The organism is Phyllobacterium sp. RCAM01083 (assembly GCF_055685835.1).
Genome location: NZ_JBVFZN010000003.1, coordinates 378,260 through 395,285, shown reverse-complemented (window position 1 = coordinate 395,285; position 17,026 = coordinate 378,260). Strand labels below are relative to the sequence as shown.

17 protein-coding genes are annotated in these 17,026 nt (G+C 58.5%); 14 read left to right on the top strand and 3 right to left on the bottom strand.

The window, feature by feature from the left end:
• Positions 1–2 precede the first annotated feature (2 nt).
• The 14 genes from ACZ25R_RS03395 to ACZ25R_RS03330 all read left to right on the top strand — a co-directional run bounded on the left by ACZ25R_RS03395 (position 3) and on the right by ACZ25R_RS03330 (position 14,680).
• The gene (locus ACZ25R_RS03395; protein ID WP_223614693.1) at positions 3–869 is read left to right on the top strand and encodes an ABC transporter permease; all 867 of its coding nucleotides are present in this window, start codon (positions 3–5) and stop codon (positions 867–869) included.
• A 43-nt stretch (positions 870–912) separates the two neighbouring features.
• The gene (locus tag ACZ25R_RS03390; protein WP_288192113.1) at positions 913–1,932 is read left to right on the top strand and encodes an ABC transporter substrate-binding protein; all 1,020 of its coding nucleotides are present in this window, start codon (positions 913–915) and stop codon (positions 1,930–1,932) included.
• A gap of 194 nt (positions 1,933–2,126) precedes the next feature.
• Positions 2,127–3,299, top strand: a complete 1,173-nt coding sequence (locus ACZ25R_RS03385) for an ABC transporter permease (RefSeq protein ID WP_472460043.1) — start codon at positions 2,127–2,129, stop codon at positions 3,297–3,299.
• Between the two features lie 179 nt (positions 3,300–3,478).
• On the top strand, positions 3,479–3,976 hold the full coding sequence (locus ACZ25R_RS03380) for a GAF domain-containing protein (RefSeq protein WP_403181894.1): 498 nt from the start codon (positions 3,479–3,481) through the stop codon (positions 3,974–3,976).
• 185 nt (positions 3,977–4,161) lie between these two features.
• On the top strand, positions 4,162–5,184 hold the full coding sequence (locus ACZ25R_RS03375) for a LacI family DNA-binding transcriptional regulator (protein WP_472460042.1): 1,023 nt from the start codon (positions 4,162–4,164) through the stop codon (positions 5,182–5,184).
• Between the two features lie 39 nt (positions 5,185–5,223).
• Positions 5,224–6,177, top strand: coding sequence for an ABC transporter substrate-binding protein (locus tag ACZ25R_RS03370; RefSeq protein ID WP_346306291.1), 954 nt, complete (start codon positions 5,224–5,226; stop codon positions 6,175–6,177).
• A complete protein-coding gene (locus ACZ25R_RS03365; protein WP_464664786.1) occupies positions 6,174–6,989 on the top strand; it encodes an ATP-binding cassette domain-containing protein in 816 nt (271 codons plus the stop codon). Before ACZ25R_RS03370 ends, ACZ25R_RS03365 begins: the two co-directional genes overlap by 4 nt.
• Entirely contained in the window at positions 6,986–7,990 is a 1,005-nt protein-coding gene (locus tag ACZ25R_RS03360; RefSeq protein WP_472460041.1) for an ABC transporter permease, read from the top strand. The genes ACZ25R_RS03365 and ACZ25R_RS03360 overlap by 4 nt, the downstream gene beginning before the upstream one ends.
• Before the next feature lie 50 nt (positions 7,991–8,040).
• On the top strand, positions 8,041–9,063 hold the full coding sequence (locus ACZ25R_RS03355) for a phosphotriesterase family protein (protein WP_472460141.1): 1,023 nt from the start codon (positions 8,041–8,043) through the stop codon (positions 9,061–9,063).
• Positions 9,064–9,105: 42 nt separating this feature from the next.
• Positions 9,106–9,870, top strand: a complete 765-nt coding sequence (locus ACZ25R_RS03350) for a glutamine amidotransferase (RefSeq protein WP_472460040.1) — start codon at positions 9,106–9,108, stop codon at positions 9,868–9,870.
• A gap of 51 nt (positions 9,871–9,921) precedes the next feature.
• Entirely contained in the window at positions 9,922–10,764 is an 843-nt protein-coding gene (locus ACZ25R_RS03345; RefSeq protein ID WP_464664787.1) for a BtpA/SgcQ family protein, read from the top strand.
• Between the two features lie 4 nt (positions 10,765–10,768).
• Complete coding sequence (locus ACZ25R_RS03340; RefSeq protein WP_472460039.1) at positions 10,769–11,416, top strand: TenA family protein; 648 nt, start codon at positions 10,769–10,771, stop codon at positions 11,414–11,416.
• Positions 11,417–11,434: 18 nt separating this feature from the next.
• Positions 11,435–12,334, top strand: a complete 900-nt coding sequence (locus ACZ25R_RS03335; RefSeq protein ID WP_472460038.1) for a ribokinase — start codon at positions 11,435–11,437, stop codon at positions 12,332–12,334.
• A 195-nt stretch (positions 12,335–12,529) separates the two neighbouring features.
• Positions 12,530–14,680 (top strand): carboxy terminal-processing peptidase, encoded by a 2,151-nt coding sequence (locus tag ACZ25R_RS03330; protein WP_472460037.1) that lies wholly within the window; start codon positions 12,530–12,532, stop codon positions 14,678–14,680.
• Here ACZ25R_RS03330 and ACZ25R_RS03325 read toward each other — a convergent pair.
• The 3 genes from ACZ25R_RS03325 to ACZ25R_RS03315 all read right to left on the bottom strand — a co-directional run bounded on the left by ACZ25R_RS03325 (position 14,650) and on the right by ACZ25R_RS03315 (position 16,829).
• A complete protein-coding gene (locus ACZ25R_RS03325; protein ID WP_472460036.1) occupies positions 14,650–15,120 on the bottom strand; it encodes a sensor histidine kinase in 471 nt (156 codons plus the stop codon). The two genes, ACZ25R_RS03330 and ACZ25R_RS03325, sit on opposite strands and share 31 nt — an antisense overlap.
• Positions 15,096–15,668 carry a hypothetical protein gene (locus ACZ25R_RS03320; RefSeq protein WP_472460035.1) on the bottom strand — a complete coding sequence of 191 codons (573 nt, stop codon included), beginning with the start codon at positions 15,666–15,668 and terminating at the stop codon, positions 15,096–15,098. The genes ACZ25R_RS03325 and ACZ25R_RS03320 overlap by 25 nt, the downstream gene beginning before the upstream one ends.
• Positions 15,669–15,752: 84 nt before the next feature.
• Positions 15,753–16,829 carry a porin gene (locus ACZ25R_RS03315; RefSeq protein ID WP_403181937.1) on the bottom strand — a complete coding sequence of 359 codons (1,077 nt, stop codon included), beginning with the start codon at positions 16,827–16,829 and terminating at the stop codon, positions 15,753–15,755.
• Positions 16,830–17,026 lie beyond the last annotated feature (197 nt).

Sequence of the window (17,026 nt, the reverse complement as noted above, 5' to 3'; positions counted from 1 at the left end):
CGATGACTGAAGTTCTCTACACACGTCCGGAGATCGTGCGCGGCGACGGCAAGAAGGATTTCCTGCAGGTCGAGAAGACGCTCTCTGCCTTTGAACGCATCTATCGCATCGGCGCGGTGCGAAAAGCCTTTATCCTGTTCGTTCTTGCTGCCGCCTGGGAAATTTACGGGCGCTGGCTGGGCAATCCATTGCTGTTTCCCAGCTTTTCCCAGACCTTCGCGGCTTTCAGTTCCAATATTGCCGACGGAACCATTCCGGCCAGGGCGCTGGCATCCATCAAAACGCTGCTCATCGGCTATGGCATCGGCATCGTGCTGGCCTCGCTCCTGACCACGCTCGCCATCGGGTCGCGCATTGGTGCCGACCTGCTGGAAACGCTGACCTCCATGTTCAATCCGCTCCCGGCCATTGCATTGCTGCCGTTGGCGCTGATCTGGTTCGGCCTGGGGCAGGGAAGCGTGATCTTCGTGCTGGTGCACTCGGTGCTGTGGGCCATCGCCTTGAATACCCATGCCGGTTTCCGGTCTGTTTCCAACACGATGCGGATGGTCGGCCTGAATTACGGCCTGCGCGGTCTCAAGCTGGTACGCCATATCCTGATACCCGCCGCCTTTCCGTCCATTCTGACGGGTTTGAAAGTCGGTTGGGCCTTCGCATGGCGCACGCTGATCGCCGCTGAACTGGTGTTTGGCGTATCGTCCGGCTCCGGCGGCCTTGGCTGGTTCATCTTCGAGAACCGCAACCAGCTGGAAACTGCCAACGTCTTTGCAGGCTTGTTCACGGTTATTTTGATCGGCCTTGCCGTCGAGAACCTGATCTTTGCCACGATTGAAAAGAAAACCATTCGCCGCTGGGGAATGCAGGCCTGAGTTTGAACCGCCGGGAACCGGTATGTATAAAGGGAGGACTACAATGAAAATGATGAAACAGCTCTGTGCCGCCGTGCTCGGCATCGGCCTCGGATTGGCAGGTGCAACGGGTGCCGCCCGGGCCGAAGTCAGCGAAGTGCGGATTTCCAAGGGATACGGCATTCTTTATCTGCCGCTGATCGTCATGGAAAACCAGAAGCTGATGGAAAAGCAGGCCGCCAAAGCCGGTCTGGGCGATGTCAAGGTGACATGGCTTATGCTCGATGGCGGCAACGTCATCAATGACGCGATGATGGCCGGTTCGCTCGACTTTGCCGGAACCGGGGCGCCGGGCTTTGTCACCCTCTGGGCCAAGGCCAAGGGCATTCCGAATGTCGAAGTTGTCGGCATCAGCGGTCTCAGCGCCACATCGCTGTGGCTGAATTCGAACAATCCCGAGATCAAGACGCTGAAGGATCTGACACCCAAGGATAAAATTGCCCTGCCGGGGATCAAGACGTCGCTGTCGGCGGTCGTCCTGCAGATGATGGCAGCGCACGAATTCGGACGCGAGAACTATGCGAAGCTCGACCCGTTGACGGTCAGCCTGCCGCATCCGGAAGCCCTGGCAGCGGTGACAAGCGGCCAGACCGAGATCACCGCCCACTTCACTTCGCCACCGTTTTCCTATCTGGAGTTGAAAGACCCGAAAGTGCACCGGGTTGTCAATTCTGTCGATGTCATCGGCAATATCACGCTTGATGTGACCTTTGCGCCGAAGAAGTTCGTCGACGCCAATCCGAAAACCACGGAAGCGTTCCTGGCGGCTCTGGACGAAGCAAACGCTTTCATCGCCGGCAACAAGCAAGCTGCCGCTGAGATTTTCGCCAAGAGTTCGAAGGTGAAAGTGTCGGTTGAGGAAGTTCTTGAAATGCTCAACGACAAGGATTCACAGTTCTCGACGACGCCGAACGGCGTCATGCAGTTTGCCGAGTTCATGCATTTGGCCGGTACGATCAAAGTCAAGCCTGCAAGCTGGACGGACCTGTTTATCCCGCAACTTCACGCGCGCAGCGGGAGTTAAGGGAAGACTGCCATTCCCGGGTATTCTGACATGGCGAGCATGAGCCGGCTGTTATCATCGATAGCAGCCGGCTTTTGCTGCCGGTGGTCGAGGGCGCGTGATGACCCGCAGGGCGCTTGTTTTGAGTTTTGCTTGCCAGAATCGACCAGCCGGGGGATAAAGCAGCGACTGCAAAAAGCGAAAGTATTTCGGCTATGGTTGATGCGACACACGAACACGGCATGTCCGGCCAGCCGCTCAACGTCAGCTTCAACACCGAAAATGATCAGGCAATGGTTGTCCTGGCAGGCTCCTGGATTACCCGCTATGTCGGCCGTGTGAATGCGCAAATGCGCAAGATCGAGCATAGGAAGGATTTCTCCAACGCCGTCATCGATCTGTCCGGCGTCGACGCATTGGATACGGCGGGGGCCTGGCTGGTCGACCGCATGCGGGTTGCGCTGGAAGCAGCCGGCAAACAGGTTGAGATACGCGGGCTGAAGCAGCACTGGGAAACGCTTTTTGATGCCGTCGGGAAAACCGCATCTGTTGCGGCCGATGCAAACCCGCCGCTGCACAAGCCGAATCTTGGAATTCAGTTTCTCGACACAATTGGCCGGACAGTGATCAATTTCGGCGATGATTTCATCAAATCCATGCATGTGCTGGGCGCTGTCGTGACCGGTTCCCAGATGCGCGGCGGCAAGGGAAGCCCGATCCGGTATCCGGCATTCTTTCACCAGATTGATCGCCTTGGCGTCGGGGCAATCCCGGTCGTGGTGCTGATTTCATTCATTATGGGTGCCATTGTTGCACAGCAGGGCGCCTATATGCTCAGCACCTATGGTGCCGAGACCTATGCGGTGAATCTCGTCGGCGTGCTGGTGTTGCGCGAGACCGGCGTCCTGTTGACCGCGATCATGATCGCGGGGCGCTCGGGGAGCGCCATCACGGCAGAGCTCGGGTCGATGAAGATGCGCGAGGAAGTCGATGCGCTGCACGTCATCGGTCTCAATCCGATCAGCGTTCTGGTGTTTCCCCGTCTGGTCGCACTGAGCATTTCGCTGCCGCTTCTGACGATTATCGCGGATTTTGCCGGACTTGCAGGCGGGGCTGTCGCGCTATGGCTTTATTCGGACGTATCACCCGGCATCTATATCGCCAATCTGCGCGATGCGATCACGGTCCAGTATTTCCTGGCGGGCCTGATCAAGGCTCCCTTCATGGCGATGATCATTGGTACCATCGCGGCGGTCGAAGGGATGAAGGTTGGCGGAAGCGCGGAGTCGCTGGGTCTGCGCGTGACGGCATCGGTGGTCAAGTCGATCTTCATCGTCATCGTCCTCGATGGTGTGTTTGCCATCTTCTACGCGTCGATCAATTTCTGATACCCGCCCGTTCATCTTCGTGCTGGGCTCGCCATGGAAGCGCAGGCCTTCCCGCCGCCTCGGAAGCGGTGCGGTTGCAGAGGTGAGATTCGCGCTGTATCTCTGTCACGATAGCCGTTCTCGCAGGAGAGGCGGCTGGTGGCGGCCACGACGATTGGCACGAAAAGGATAGGCGTCCGATGTTTGCGGCAAAGACGATGAATCACACTGACAAGACCGAGTTTTATCGCGAACTCTGCGCTCAGTTGAGCGGCCTTCTCGCTGATGAAAACGATGCCATCGCCAATGCCGCCAACACCTCGGCGCTGATCTTCCAGATGGTGCCCGATCTCAATTGGGCCGGCTTCTATTTCCTTTATTCCGAAGACGAACTCGTTGTCGGCCCCTTCCAGGGCAAGCCGGCCTGTGTGCGTATCGCGGTTGGCAATGGCGTCTGCGGAACGGCTGTTGCGCAGGGAACCTCTATTCTCGTCGAGGATGTCCACGCCTTTCCCGGACATATCGCCTGTGATGCCGCATCCCGTTCGGAGCTTGTCGTGCCGCTTTTCCATGAGGGACGCATTCTGGGTGTTCTCGATCTGGACAGTCCGATACCCGGCCGGTTTGACAGCATCGATCAGTTCGGCATGGAAAAACTTGCCGCAATCTATGTTGCCGCATGCAATTGGGACGATTGAGCGATAAATTTTCGCGCCGGCCAACACCTTGTTAAAATTCCATATTTTCTGATTTTCGGATTGGCCCCGACAGGGATTCTCACAGGATTATTCTGTCAATTCTGAATCCCAGTTGACAAGAACCATGAAGTGCGTTTGTCTTGTAAAGCGATTTACTAAACCGCTTTACAATGGGGAAAGCGCTTGTGATCAAAAAGACGACGCCCAGTCTGAAAGATGTTGCCGCCGCAGCTGGCGTGTCGGTTACGACAGTATCGCGCCTGGTCAATGGCAGTCTTGATCTGCCGTATCACACCAAGAAGCGCATCGAAGATGCAATCAAATCGCTGAACTACATACCCAATCCGCATGCGCGGCGTTTGAGCATGGGACGTTCGGACACCATCGGTCTGGTTGTTCCTGAAATTGCCAACCCGTTCTTTTCAACCCTGGTCGCCGCTGTCGAGCAGGCAGCCGACGAGCGTAAGCTGGCGGTCTCGCTGCATGCGACGCTCAACCGGGCAGGGCGCGAAATCGAATACCTGCAGCTGATCGAACGCAATCATGTCGACGGGCTGATCTTCATCACCAACCACCCGGATGACGGTGCGCTTGCCGGCCTTATCAACCGCTCGGGCAAGGTCATCATCGTCGACGAAGATGTTCCGGGTTCGAAAGCGCCGAAGCTGTTCTGCGACAATGATCATGGCGGTTATCTCGCCGGTCTTCACCTGGCGCAACAGGGGCACAGCCATGTTCTGTTCATCGGCGGCGACGAGCGCATGATCAGCGCGCGCCGCCGTTTCGATGGCCTGATGCGTGCGCTGCGCGAACAGCATGGCGATACGGCGAAGGTTGATCGCTACGCCGGTGAATACACCATCGATTATGGGCGCAAAGCCGCCGTCCGCTATCTGGAGGAGCAGCACGCGGCAACGGCCATCTTTGCCAGCTCCGATGAAATTGCCATCGGCCTGATCGAAGTCTTCAAGCACCGGAATGTGTCGGTTCCCGACGATGTTTCGATCATCGGTTTCGATGATGTCGGGCCGCTGCATCTCTTTGCGCCGCCACTGACCGTCATTCGTCAGCCGGTCCGGCAACTCGGGCGCCGGGCGCTCGAACTGCTTCTGGAAACAAACTGGCAGGAGTGGAAACCTTCCGCTTCGGAAGAACTGCTGCCAGTCGAAATCGTCGTGCGGAACTCCGTTGCCCCGCCGGCGAAATAACAAGATGGAACGGTAAGAAAACCAACAGAGGATGAGAACATGACCTTGAATTTGAGCAGGAGAACATTGATTGCATTGGCTGGCTTCACGGCATTGAGCTGCGCCGCCTCGTCGACTGCGATCGCACAGGAAAAGAAGACAATCGCGCTGGTGCAGATCAACCAGCAGGCGCTTTTCTTCAACCAGATGAACCAGGGCGCGCAGAAGGCAGCCGACGCCGCCGGCGTCAAGCTGGTTATCTTCAATTCCAACAATGAACCGACGGCGCAGAACAGTGCCGTGGAGACCTATATTCAGGAAAAGGTATCGGGTCTTGCGGTCGTCGCCATCGACGTCAACGGCCTGATGCCCGCCGTCAAGCAGGCCGCCGACGCGGGTATCCCGGTTGTCGCCATCGACGCGATCCTTCCCGAAGGTCCGCAGAAAGCCCAGATCGGCGTCGACAATGCCAAGGCCGGTGCCGACATGGGCAAGTTCTTCCTTGACTACGTCAAAGCCAATATGGGCGGCAAGGCCAAGATCGGTGTTGTCGGTGCGCTGAACTCCTATATCCAGAATGTCCGGCAGGAAGGCTTTGAAAAGACGATCAAGGGTGTTGACGGTGTTGCAGTTGCCGGCGTCGTCGACGGCCAGAATGTGCAGGACAACGCTCTTGCGGCCGCCGAGAACCTGATTACCGGCAACCCGGACCTGACAGCCATCTATGCAACCGGCGAGCCTGCCCTTATGGGCGCCATCGCTGCCGTGCAGAGCCAGGGCAAGCAGGGCACCATCAAGGTGTTCGGCTGGGATCTGACAGCGGAAGCCATTGCCGGCATCGATGCCGGATTCGTTGCGGCGGTTATCCAGCAGGATCCGTCGGCAATGGGTGCCGCCGCCGTGAATGCGTTGCAGAAGGTTGCGGCCGGCCAGACCGTCGAGAAGAACATCGCTGTTCCCGTCACCATCGTCACCAAGGCGAATGTTGACCCGTACAGGGCCGTCTTCAAATGATCGAGGTCGGTCAGCAAAGATCTGCTGCCATCGGTTCCGGAGGGGGTATTCCCTCCGGATCTGCCGGCGACGCACATGCCGCACCGCGTATTTCCTTGCGCGGCATACGCAAATCATTCGGCTCGCACCAGGCATTGCGTGGTGTTGATCTCGACATTTATCCCGGTGAATGCCTTGGGCTTGTCGGTGACAATGCCGCGGGCAAGTCGACGCTGACAAAGATCATTTCCGGCACCTACATTCCGGACGGCGGCACCATGTCCATCGAGGGCGAGGACATTCATCTCACCGGCCCGGGCGATGCGCGCAACAGACATATCGAAATGGTCTTCCAGGATCTGAGCCTTTGCGATGAGATCGATGTGGTTGGCAATCTCTTTCTCGGGCGCGAGCTAAGCAAGGGCATGTTCCTTGACAGCAAGGCAATGCTGGCCGAAGCACGCAAAATGCTGGATGCGCTGGAAATCCGTATTCCCAAACTGACCAGCAAGGTTGCCCACCTCTCCGGCGGCCAGCGGCAAGCCATCGCGATTGCCCGGGCAGCGTCGTTCAAACCGAACGTCCTGATCATGGACGAGCCGACATCGGCACTCGCCGTGGCCGAAGTCGAAGCGGTTCTCTCCCTGATCAATCGCGTGAAGGCCAATGGCGTTTCGGTCATCCTCATCACGCACCGTCTTCAGGACCTTTTCCGCGTCTGCGACCGCATTGCGGTGATGTATGAGGGCACGAAGGTCGCAGAACGCCAGATCGGCGGCACCAATCTCGAGGATCTGGTCAAACTGATCGTTGGCGAAGGAGCAAAGCAATGACCGTCTATACCGAACGCGGTCACGGATCGCGCCTTGCCGACTTTTTTGGCGAGCACGCGCAGGTTCTGTCGATCGCCGTGTTTTTTGTCGCCTGCATGGTCTTTTTCTCGATCGGCAGTGATACGTTCCTGACCCTTGGCAATATTCTCAATATCGTGCGGCAGGCGGCTCCGCTGCTGATCGTTGCGATCACCATGACCTTCGTCATCATCACCGGCGGCATCGATTTGTCGGTGGGCTCGCAAGTCGCCCTTATCAATGCGGTTGCGGCTGTCGTCATGGCTATGGGATATCCCTGGCCATTGGTCGTGGTTGCAATGATCGTGCTCGGCGGCGGCCTTGGTTTCGTCCAGGGCTGGTTCATCGCCTACCAGGGGATTCCGGCCTTCATCGTTACGCTTGCCGGTCTTTCCATCCTGCGGGGATTCGCACTCTATCTGACGCAGGGCTATTCGATCCCCATTCAGGATGCGCCGGGTTTCTTTGCGCTGGGTCGCGGCGTCATTGGCGGGGTCCCCGTTCCGGCCATCATCGCCGCCGCCGTTGCCGTTCTGGGCTATGTGGCGATAACATCGACCAAATACGGCCGTCAGGTCGTGGCGGTCGGTTCCAATGCGGAAGCCGCGCGCCGGGTCGGCATGCCTGCCAAGTGGATCATCGCTTCGGTCTATCTCATTTCCGGTGTGGCCTGCGCCGTGGCCGGGTTGCTGATCGCAGCGCGACTGGGGTCCGGATCGTCCAATGCAGCGGTCGGTTTTGAACTCCAGGTGATCGCGGCCGTGGTTCTCGGCGGCACATCCCTCATGGGGGGCCGGGGCACCATCCTCGGAACGGTTCTCGGCACGCTGACCATCGCGGTGATCGGCAACGGGCTGATCCTGATGCACATCTCGCCATTCTTCACTCAGATCGTCACCGGTGCGATCATCCTGATCGCCATCTGGCTGAACACACGGATATTCACGGCTAACTTCCGCTTCGGCAGCGGCAAGAAGAGGTGAGTCCTGTGAGCAGCGATCTGTCAGAAGCACATATCCGCTCCGGCAAGGTGATGACGGTCAATGGCCCCATTGCAGCGGAAGCGCTCGGCATCACGTTGATGCATGAGCACATCCTCAACGATTGCCGCTGCTGGTGGCATGCGCCGAAAACGCCGGAGCGGCAGTACCTTGCCGGTGGTTTCGTCTGCATGGAAATATTGGGCGAACTCAAGCAGGACCCCTTCGTCAACAAGCACAACATTACGCTTGATGACGAACCGCTGGCGATTTCAGAACTGCGCGCCTTTGCCAATGCCGGCGGCAAGACCGTGGTGGAGCCGACATGCCGGGGCATTGGCCGCAATCCGCTGGCTCTCCGGCGCATCGCCAAAGCCGCGGGCCTGAATGTGGTAATGGGGGCCGGCTACTATCTCGGTTCCTCCCATCCGGCCGAAGTCGCTGATATGACCGTGGGCGATATCGCCAACGAGATCGTGCGGGAAGCGGTGGAAGGTGTGGATGGCACCGACGTCAAAATCGGGCTCATCGGTGAAATCGGCGTCTCGTCGGATTTCACCGCTGAGGAGGAGAAGTCGTTGCGCGGTGCGGCTCAGGCACAGGTGCGGACGGGCCTTCCCCTCATGGTGCACTTGCCGGGCTGGTTTCGGCTCGGCCACCGCGTGCTCGACGTCGTGGCGCAGGAGGGTGCCGATATCAGGCACACGGTTCTTTGCCACATGAACCCCTCCCACGATGATTTCAGCTATCAGAGTGAACTCGCCGCCCGCGGTGCATTCATTGAATACGACATGATAGGCATGGATTTCTTCTATGCGGATCAGCAGGTGCAGTGCCCGAGCGACGAAGAAGCCGCCCGCGCCATCGTGCGCCTGGCCGAGGCCGGATATCTCGACCGGGTTCTGCTGTCGCATGACGTGTTTCTGAAGATGATGCTGACCCGCTATGGCGGCAATGGCTACGCCTATGTGCTGCGCCATTTCCTGCCGCGCCTCAAGCGGCACGGCCTCGATGAAACGGCTCTTGATCAGATGATGCGGGCCAATCCGCGCGCTGTTTTTCAGGCTGGAGCCTGAAGCTAACCCCTATTTTGATATTCACGAAAGTTTGGTGATCCCATGACAAAGAAAGTCCTTCTCGTTGGCGAAAGCTGGGTCAGTTCGGCCACGCACTACAAAGGTTTCGATCAGTTCGGCAGTGTAACGTTTCATCTGGGTGCAGAGCCGCTGGTCAAGGCGCTCGCGGGCAGCGCGTTCGAGCTGACCTACATGCCCGCGCATGAAGCGGTCGAAAAATTCCCCTATGACATGGCAGGGCTGGATGCCTATGACGTCATCATCCTGTCGGATATCGGCGCGAATTCGCTGCTGCTGCCGCCTGATGTGTGGCTGCATTCGCGCACCGTTCCCAACCGGCTGAAGCTGATCAAGGCCTGGGTGGAAAAGGGTGGCGCGCTGCTGATGGTGGGCGGGTACTTCTCGTTCCAGGGTATCGATGGCAAGGCGCGCTGGCGGCGGACGCCCGTGGAAGACGTGCTTCCGGTGACCTGCCTTCCCTATGATGACCGCGTTGAAATTCCCGAGGGTACGACGGCGAAGATCGTTATGCCGGACCACCCTGTGATGGCCGGTCTTGGCGGCGAATGGCCGGTGCTTCTCGGGGTCAATGAGGTCGAAGTGCGCGACGGCGCGGATGTCGAAGTGGTTGCGACGCTGCCGGACGATCAGGGCGGCCATCCGCTGCTGGTTCTCGGGCGCCATGGCAAAGGCAACACGGCCGTCTGGACCTCCGATATCGGGCCGCATTGGCTGTCCCCCGCCTTCTGCGAGTGGGAAGGCTACGGCAAGCTCTGGAAAAACATTCTGGCCTGGCTGACGCGCTGATTTTCTCGACGCGCGAGCGCTATCTCAAAAAAACCTATGAAAGGGAACGACATGCAGGAAATATCGGATCGTAGCTCCAACGCGGTGCAGGAGATATTCGGCACCAACAAGGTGCTCATTGGAATGATCCATTGCCCGGCCTTCCCCGGGGCACCCCGCTACAGGGGGGCGGATATGGATACGATTTACGATGCCTGCATGCGCGACGCGGAAGCCTGCGTGGAAGGGGGATTGCATGGCCTGGTCATCGAAAACCATGGCGATATCCCCTTTTGCAAGCCGGACGATATCGGGCCCGAAACAACCGGGTTCATGTCCGTTGTCACGGATCGCATTGCCCGGGCCATCGGTATCCCGCTCGGGATCAATGTGCTTGCCAATGCGCCCATTCCGGCTTTCGCCATTGCCATGGCCGGCGGTGCCAAGTTCATTCGCGTCAATCAGTGGGCCAATGCCTATGTCGCGAATGAAGGCTTTATGGAAGGCAGGGCGGCCGAGGCAATGCGCTATCGGTCGATGCTGCGCGCCGAGCACATCAAGGTCTTTGCCGACAGCCATGTGAAGCACGGCAGCCACGCCATCGTTGCGGACCGGACGATCGAAGAGCTGACCCGCGACCTCGCTTTCTTTGATGCCGACGGTGTCATCGCCACGGGCCAGCGCACGGGCAACGTCGCTACCATCGAGGAGATCGAGGAGATCGGCTCGGCAACGCATCTGCCGCTTCTGGTTGGATCGGGTGTCAATAGCGACAACATCGTCGAAATACTCAAGCGGACCAACGGTGTCATCGTTGCATCCTCGTTGAAGCAGGGCGGGGTGTGGTGGAACCCGGTGGACATCGAGCGGGTCAAGGCATTCCGCGCCGCTGCAGAACCGGGGCTGGAGCACTGAGAGGATGGAAAACGAAAGTCTCTCCGACCGCATCCTTCGAGAAAATGCGACTGTTCTGCAAACGATGCTGGACCATCGTTTTGTCAGGGACATAAAGCATGACACGCTGAGCAGGGACGCCTTCGACCGCTATCTCGTCTATGAAGGCGCTTTTGTCGACACGGCGATTTCCATCTTCGCCTACGCGGCGGCAACGGCGCAAACCATGGAGCAGAAGCGCTGGCTCATTGCCGTGCTTGACGCGCTTGCCAATGAGCAGATCGTCTATTTCGAGCGCACCTTCGCGCGGCGCACAATCGATCCTGCGGCATTCGACGTTACGATTCCAGCGGTTGAGGCCTTCCGGTCGGGGATGCTTTGCATTGCTGCCGAAGGCGGGTTTCTCGACATCGTGGCCGCCATGTTTGCGGCGGAATGGATGTACTGGACGTGGTCAAAGGAGGCCTCGTTGCATCGCATCAGTGATCCGCTTCTCAAGGAGTGGGTTGATCTGCATGTGAGCCAGGGGTTTGCCGAACAGGCATTGTGGCTTAAGCATCAGCTTGATCTGGCGGGGCCGAGTCTTTCCGAGCAGGCGTGTGTCCGGCTTAGCAGCATTTTCGGCCATGCCATGCAGCTCGAAATCGATTTTCATGACGCGCCATACCTCTAACTTTCCAAAGGCCTCCCGATGCGCGCCTATGTAATCGGCAATGTCACCATCGATGAAACGATTGTCGTGGACGCCCTGCCAACCTCCGGGGCCTCCATCCTCGGCGAGGTTGGAGCGCACGATCTGGGCGGCAAGGGAACGAACCAGGCTGTGGTCATGGCCCGGTGCGGGCTGCCCACGACACTGGTCGCGCCGGTTGGAAATGATGCACGTGCGGCAGCGATCCGCCAGCGCTTGCAGAATGAGCCGCTCGTGACAGAACTGGTCGAGCTGGATGGAAAGTCGAGTGATACCTCCATCATCTTCCGGCTGCCCGACGGTGAAAATGCGATCGTGACGACAACGGACGCCGCGCAGAACCTGAGTTCAGCCGATGTTACTGTGAAGCTCCATGCCGCTGAACCGGGTGATCTGGCGATCCTGCAGGGGAATCTGTCGCATCAGGCAACACGTGAAATCCTTGAGCAGGCCAAGGGTCTTCAGATGGTGACTGCGTTCAACCCGTCGCCTTTGCGCCCCTATTTCTCGGATCTCTGGGCGCTGGTGGACATTGTGTTTCTCAACCAGGGTGAAGCCTTGGCGTTGACTGGAGCCAGTGGAAATGCTGCCGCGAACCATCTCCTGGAACGCGGTGTCCGGGATGTCGTTCTGACACTGGGGCGCGAAGGCGCCATTCTTGCGAATGGACAGGAGATCATCGCAGTACCGGCGCAACCCTCCGTCGTGGTTGATACGACCGGGGCCGGAGATACGTTCATGTCCGTGGCCCTTGCATCGTCGGCCCGGCGTCATTGCCGCCTGGACAGGCTGGCAATCGAGCATGCGGTGCGGGGCGCTGCCATAACCGTATCCAGACGCGGAACCCATTCGGCCTTTCCGACAGCGTCGGAGCTGGAAGCCTTGCTGGCATCGTCCTGAGAATCGGCGGCCTCAAGCCGTTGTGAATTGTCATCGCCGCTTTTGCGGCAGATAATTTGGCTGCACCTGCGGGCTGAAACAGAATTTATCGGGATGACGGCACGAATAATCCGCTGTCTGGTTGCCAAAAAACCATAATTGTTCCACCAACATTAAATAGCGAAACTGAAACGTCGAAATCGGATCGAAGCTTTAATGCGTATACAATATGGTTTGCTCAGTGTGTTTCTGGCGTTTGCCCCTCCGACTTACGCACTGGATGCAGGTTCACCGCCGGTATTGGCGCCGCTGCAACAGCAGGCGCAAGCGGCCCGCTTGAGCGCTGAGTTTCTGTCGCGCTATCACTACAAGCCCGTTGCGCTTGACGATGCCCTGTCCGCCAAAATCATGGACCGCTTTCTCAAGGCGCTCGATCCCGACAGGTTCCTCTTCGTTCAGGCCGATATCGACAAGTTCATGGCCGACAGCACGAAGATCGATGACGCGATCAACCAGGAAGATTTGCGCATCCCTTTTTCCATTTTCAACATCTATGAGCAGCGCGTTGTCGAACGCCTCACCTATGCCCGCTCGCTGCTCAAGCAGAATTTCGATTTCAGTGTGAAGGAAGATTATCCCTTTGTCCGGGACAAGGAGCCCTGGCCGAAATCCCAAGTCGAGAGCGACGAGCTTTGGCGCAAGCGGGTCAAGAATGACTGGCTCCGCCTGAAGCTTGCAGGCAAGACCGACGCTGCCATCCGCGACACGCTCGACAAGCGGTATCAGAACTCGCTGGAACGCGCTTACAAGTACAAGAGCGATGACGTGTTCCAGATTTTCATGGATGCCTACACCACGTCGATCGAACCGCATACGGATTATTTCGGAGCGACGGCATCAGCCGAATTCGATATCTCGATGAAGCTTTCGCTGGTTGGCATCGGCGCGGTTCTGCAGGAGCGGGAAGACTACACGACCATTCGCGAGCTGATGGCCGGCGGTCCTGCACAACTGTCCGGCAAACTGGCTGTCGGCGATCGCATCACCGGCGTGGGCCAGGGCGAACGTGGTCCGATAAAGGAAGTGGTCGGTACGCGCCTCGACGAAGTCGTCAAGATGATCCGCGGCGCGAAGGATTCCGTTGTCAGGCTGGATATCCTGCCTGCCGATGCCGGTCCAGACGGCAAGCACCGGGTGATCAGCCTCGTGCGTGACAAGATCAGCCTCGACAAGCAGGCCGCCAAGAAGACCATCCTGTCGATCAAGGATGGTGATGCAACGCGCAAGATCGGCGTCATCACGCTGCCGGCCTTCTACGAAGATTTTGAAGCGCGCCGCAAGGGCGACAAGAATTATCGGAGTGCAAGCCGCGACGTGGCCAGGCTTCTGGCCGAACTGAAGAAGGACAAGATCGATAACGTTCTCATCGATCTGCGCAACAATGGCGGCGGTTCGCTGGCCGAGGCCATTGATTTGACCGGCCTGTTCGTCGGCAAGGGGCCGATCGTGCAGGAGCGCAACGCCGGCGGCGAGGTCAATGTCGAGAAGGACAATCTTCCCGCGCCCGCCTGGACCGGCCCGCTTGCGGTCCTGATCAATCGTGGTTCCGCATCCGCATCCGAGATTTTTGCGGCGGCGATACAGGATTATGGCCGGGGCGTCATCGTCGGTGAGCCCAGTTTCGGCAAAGGCACGGTGCAGACCGTCGTCAACCTCGATCAGATCGCCCGCAACAGCAAGCCGAAATTCGGCGAGCTGAAGATGACGGTTGCACAGTTCTTCCGGGTAAACGGCGGCACGACCCAGTTGCGCGGCGTGACGCCGGATATCACCCTGCCCGGCTTCTCCGATCCCAAGAGTTTCGGCGAGTCGAGCTACGATAATGCTTTGCCGTGGGCGCAGGTCAAACCGGCGGAATACACGCCAATCGGCGATGTGAAGGCATTGCTGCCGCAACTGCAGAGCCTGCACGATGCGCGGGTGCAAAAGGACCCGGACTTCCAGCGCTTCGTGGAAGATATGGCCGACCTGAAAGCGCAGCGGGAAAAGCGGGTTGTCTCGCTCAATGAAACCGAACGCCGCAATGAGATGGCGGCGCAGGCCAGCCGCATCAAGTCGCGCGAGAAGGTGAATGACGGGGCAGGCGCCGGTGACGACGACGATTCAGCCGATGCGTCGACCCAGGATGACGGCCTGCAGGCCAATGAGCGCAGCCTGAGCGCTGATATCGCCATCGAGAAAGCCCGCAAGAGCGCCAAGGATGTATTGCTGGACGAAGCAGCGCATATTCTCGGTGATGAAGCGGATTTGCTGGCGGGAATTCCGAAACTTGCAGTTCAGCAGCCGGCCAATACCAACGGCAAATAGAGGCTGCGCCGGCTTTGACCGGATAATGTGCTCCACCCGGTTAACCCCGGGTGGAGCATTTTGCCGAACCGGTATCTCTGCGGCCGGTCCGATGTGAGCGGCACGACAATCTCGACGATGAGACCTCTCGGTTGCGCCTTGTGGGCTCTGACCGATCCGCCATGCAGCTCGATGGCCTGCCGGGTGATGGCAAGGCCGAGGCCGACCCCCGCGCGCGCATCGCCCGTGCTTTCGGCCCGCACAAACGGCCTGAAGATTGCTCCCATCTGAGAGTCGGGAAGGCCGGGCCCCGTGTCCTCCACCCGGATCTGCAGCGCTTTCCCGCCGGCGAGGATGGCGGTGCGTATCACGACCTTGCCGCCCGGTTCGCTGTATTTGATGGCGTTGCGAATGACGTTTTCGATGGCACGGTAAATCAATTCGCCATTGACATGGGACACGGCGGTATCGACGCCAATGACCTCGAGAACAACCCCGTGCGCTTACCCTTCAAACGCGGCGTCCTCCACGATGGCGTTGACGAGCTCCATGAGATCAACGGGCTGTTTGTCGAATTGGTACGGCTCGCCGGAAAGGATGCGGCCGCTGCGGCGAACCTGGCCAGGGCGCCGGTGCCCGAGTCTTTCAATACCGTGGCGGCCGAATCCAGGATCGCCGTCTCGATGAGGTCTTCCGCGGCGCCCTTGGGCGGCGACAGTCCGAATATCGTGCTGATTGCCACCACGACAAGGATGACCCCGGCTATGGTGAGGGCGAGCGTCCAGAAAAATCGCCAGAAGATGCCCTGCTGCAAAGCCGCGTGGCAATCGCGGCTGATTACATCGCCCTCAACAAGGCGCTTGGCGGCGGATGGAGCGGTTTGATCGATACCGGCAAACCTGAAGTGAAGGATGTCAATACGGGTCCGCACATCGTAAGCAATCGACAGCTGATGACGAACCGGCAGAAATAAAAACGGCGAGCCCGTAAGGCTCGCCGTTCTGTGCAAAGGATTTGACTGGAGATCGTATCAACTTTGCCACTTGGCGATGCTGCTTGAATGTCAGCATCGCCAAATTTCTTGCATCGGGTATTAGAAGTTGCGCTGGAAGCGGATCGCGCCACCGAAGGCATCGTCGTTGCCACCATGGGCAAGCGAATAGTCCTTACGGGCACCGTCGAACTTGGTGTAGTTGAATTCAGGCGTGATCGTGAAGCCGGGAACGATTTCATAGGCAACGTTCAAAGCACCCGCCAGCGTGCCTTCGGATTCATAGGCAAGCTGTGCATTGATAGTGGCCTTGTCCGAAACCTTGGCAGCCAGGCCACCCCAGATGGCGTAGTCACCTTCCCAGGTGCCGAACCAGTTGCGGCGGCCGAGCGGTGCATCGTCATAGTTGGTCTGGTAACCGCCCATGACCCATGCAGATACCGTGTCGGTGAACTTCACGTCCAGACGCAGCTTGCCGGCCCATTCCTCGGCCTTGGAGTCGTAGCCGACGATGCCGGAAATCTTGCCCCAGGACTGTTCGTACTTTGCGCCAGCCAGCACGTGAGGCATGTAGTCGTCGATACGATAGTCGTAGCTGTAGTAGTTGTTGCCGACGCTTTCGCCCTGTTCAGCGCCGATCATGGCGGAGAAGCCATTGCCCGCATTGAACGTATAGCTGACCTGGTTGCTGTGGTCCGACTGATAGTTGATCACGTCGTCGTTGATGATATTGCCGGCATAACCGGTGAACGAGCCGAAGATTTCATCGGCCACGCCGATACGAAAGCCACCGAGTTCGATATAGGCATTCGGTATGGACGTATCATTGGCACCATTATTGTACTGGAAACGCGTCTCGATATAGGAGCGCAACGTGCCGAGTTCGGTTTCCGTGCGGGCATCGAAACGGAGCGTGGCGCGCGTCTTCTTCTGCCAGGTTCCGAATTCTCCGCCCTTGTAGACATTGTCGCCGCCCTTGGCGTCATAACGCAGATAACCGCCGATTTTCAGGCAGGTTTCCGTGCCGGGGATATAGAAAAAGCCTTTGCCGTAGGTGTCGCAAACGCGAACATATTCAACGGCTTCTGGTTCGGCAACGACGACTGCGTCGGCAGCGCGTGCACCGGTTACTGCAACGAGCGCTGCAGCCGAGCCGAGAAGGAAGCTCTTGATTGTCATGGGGGATCTCCACACTCTATTGAATGAGTTGCTCAGCCGCATTGCCTTGCAACGAACAGATGAAATCGCTGTCTGTACCGTCCGTAATGGAGATTTGTAACGGTTTTATCACGCAACCGGTGTGGACGAGTAAGCCAAGGTGGTTTCTTGTAAAAACCACGTCTTGCCTTGACCCGTGTGCTATTCCTGCAACAGTC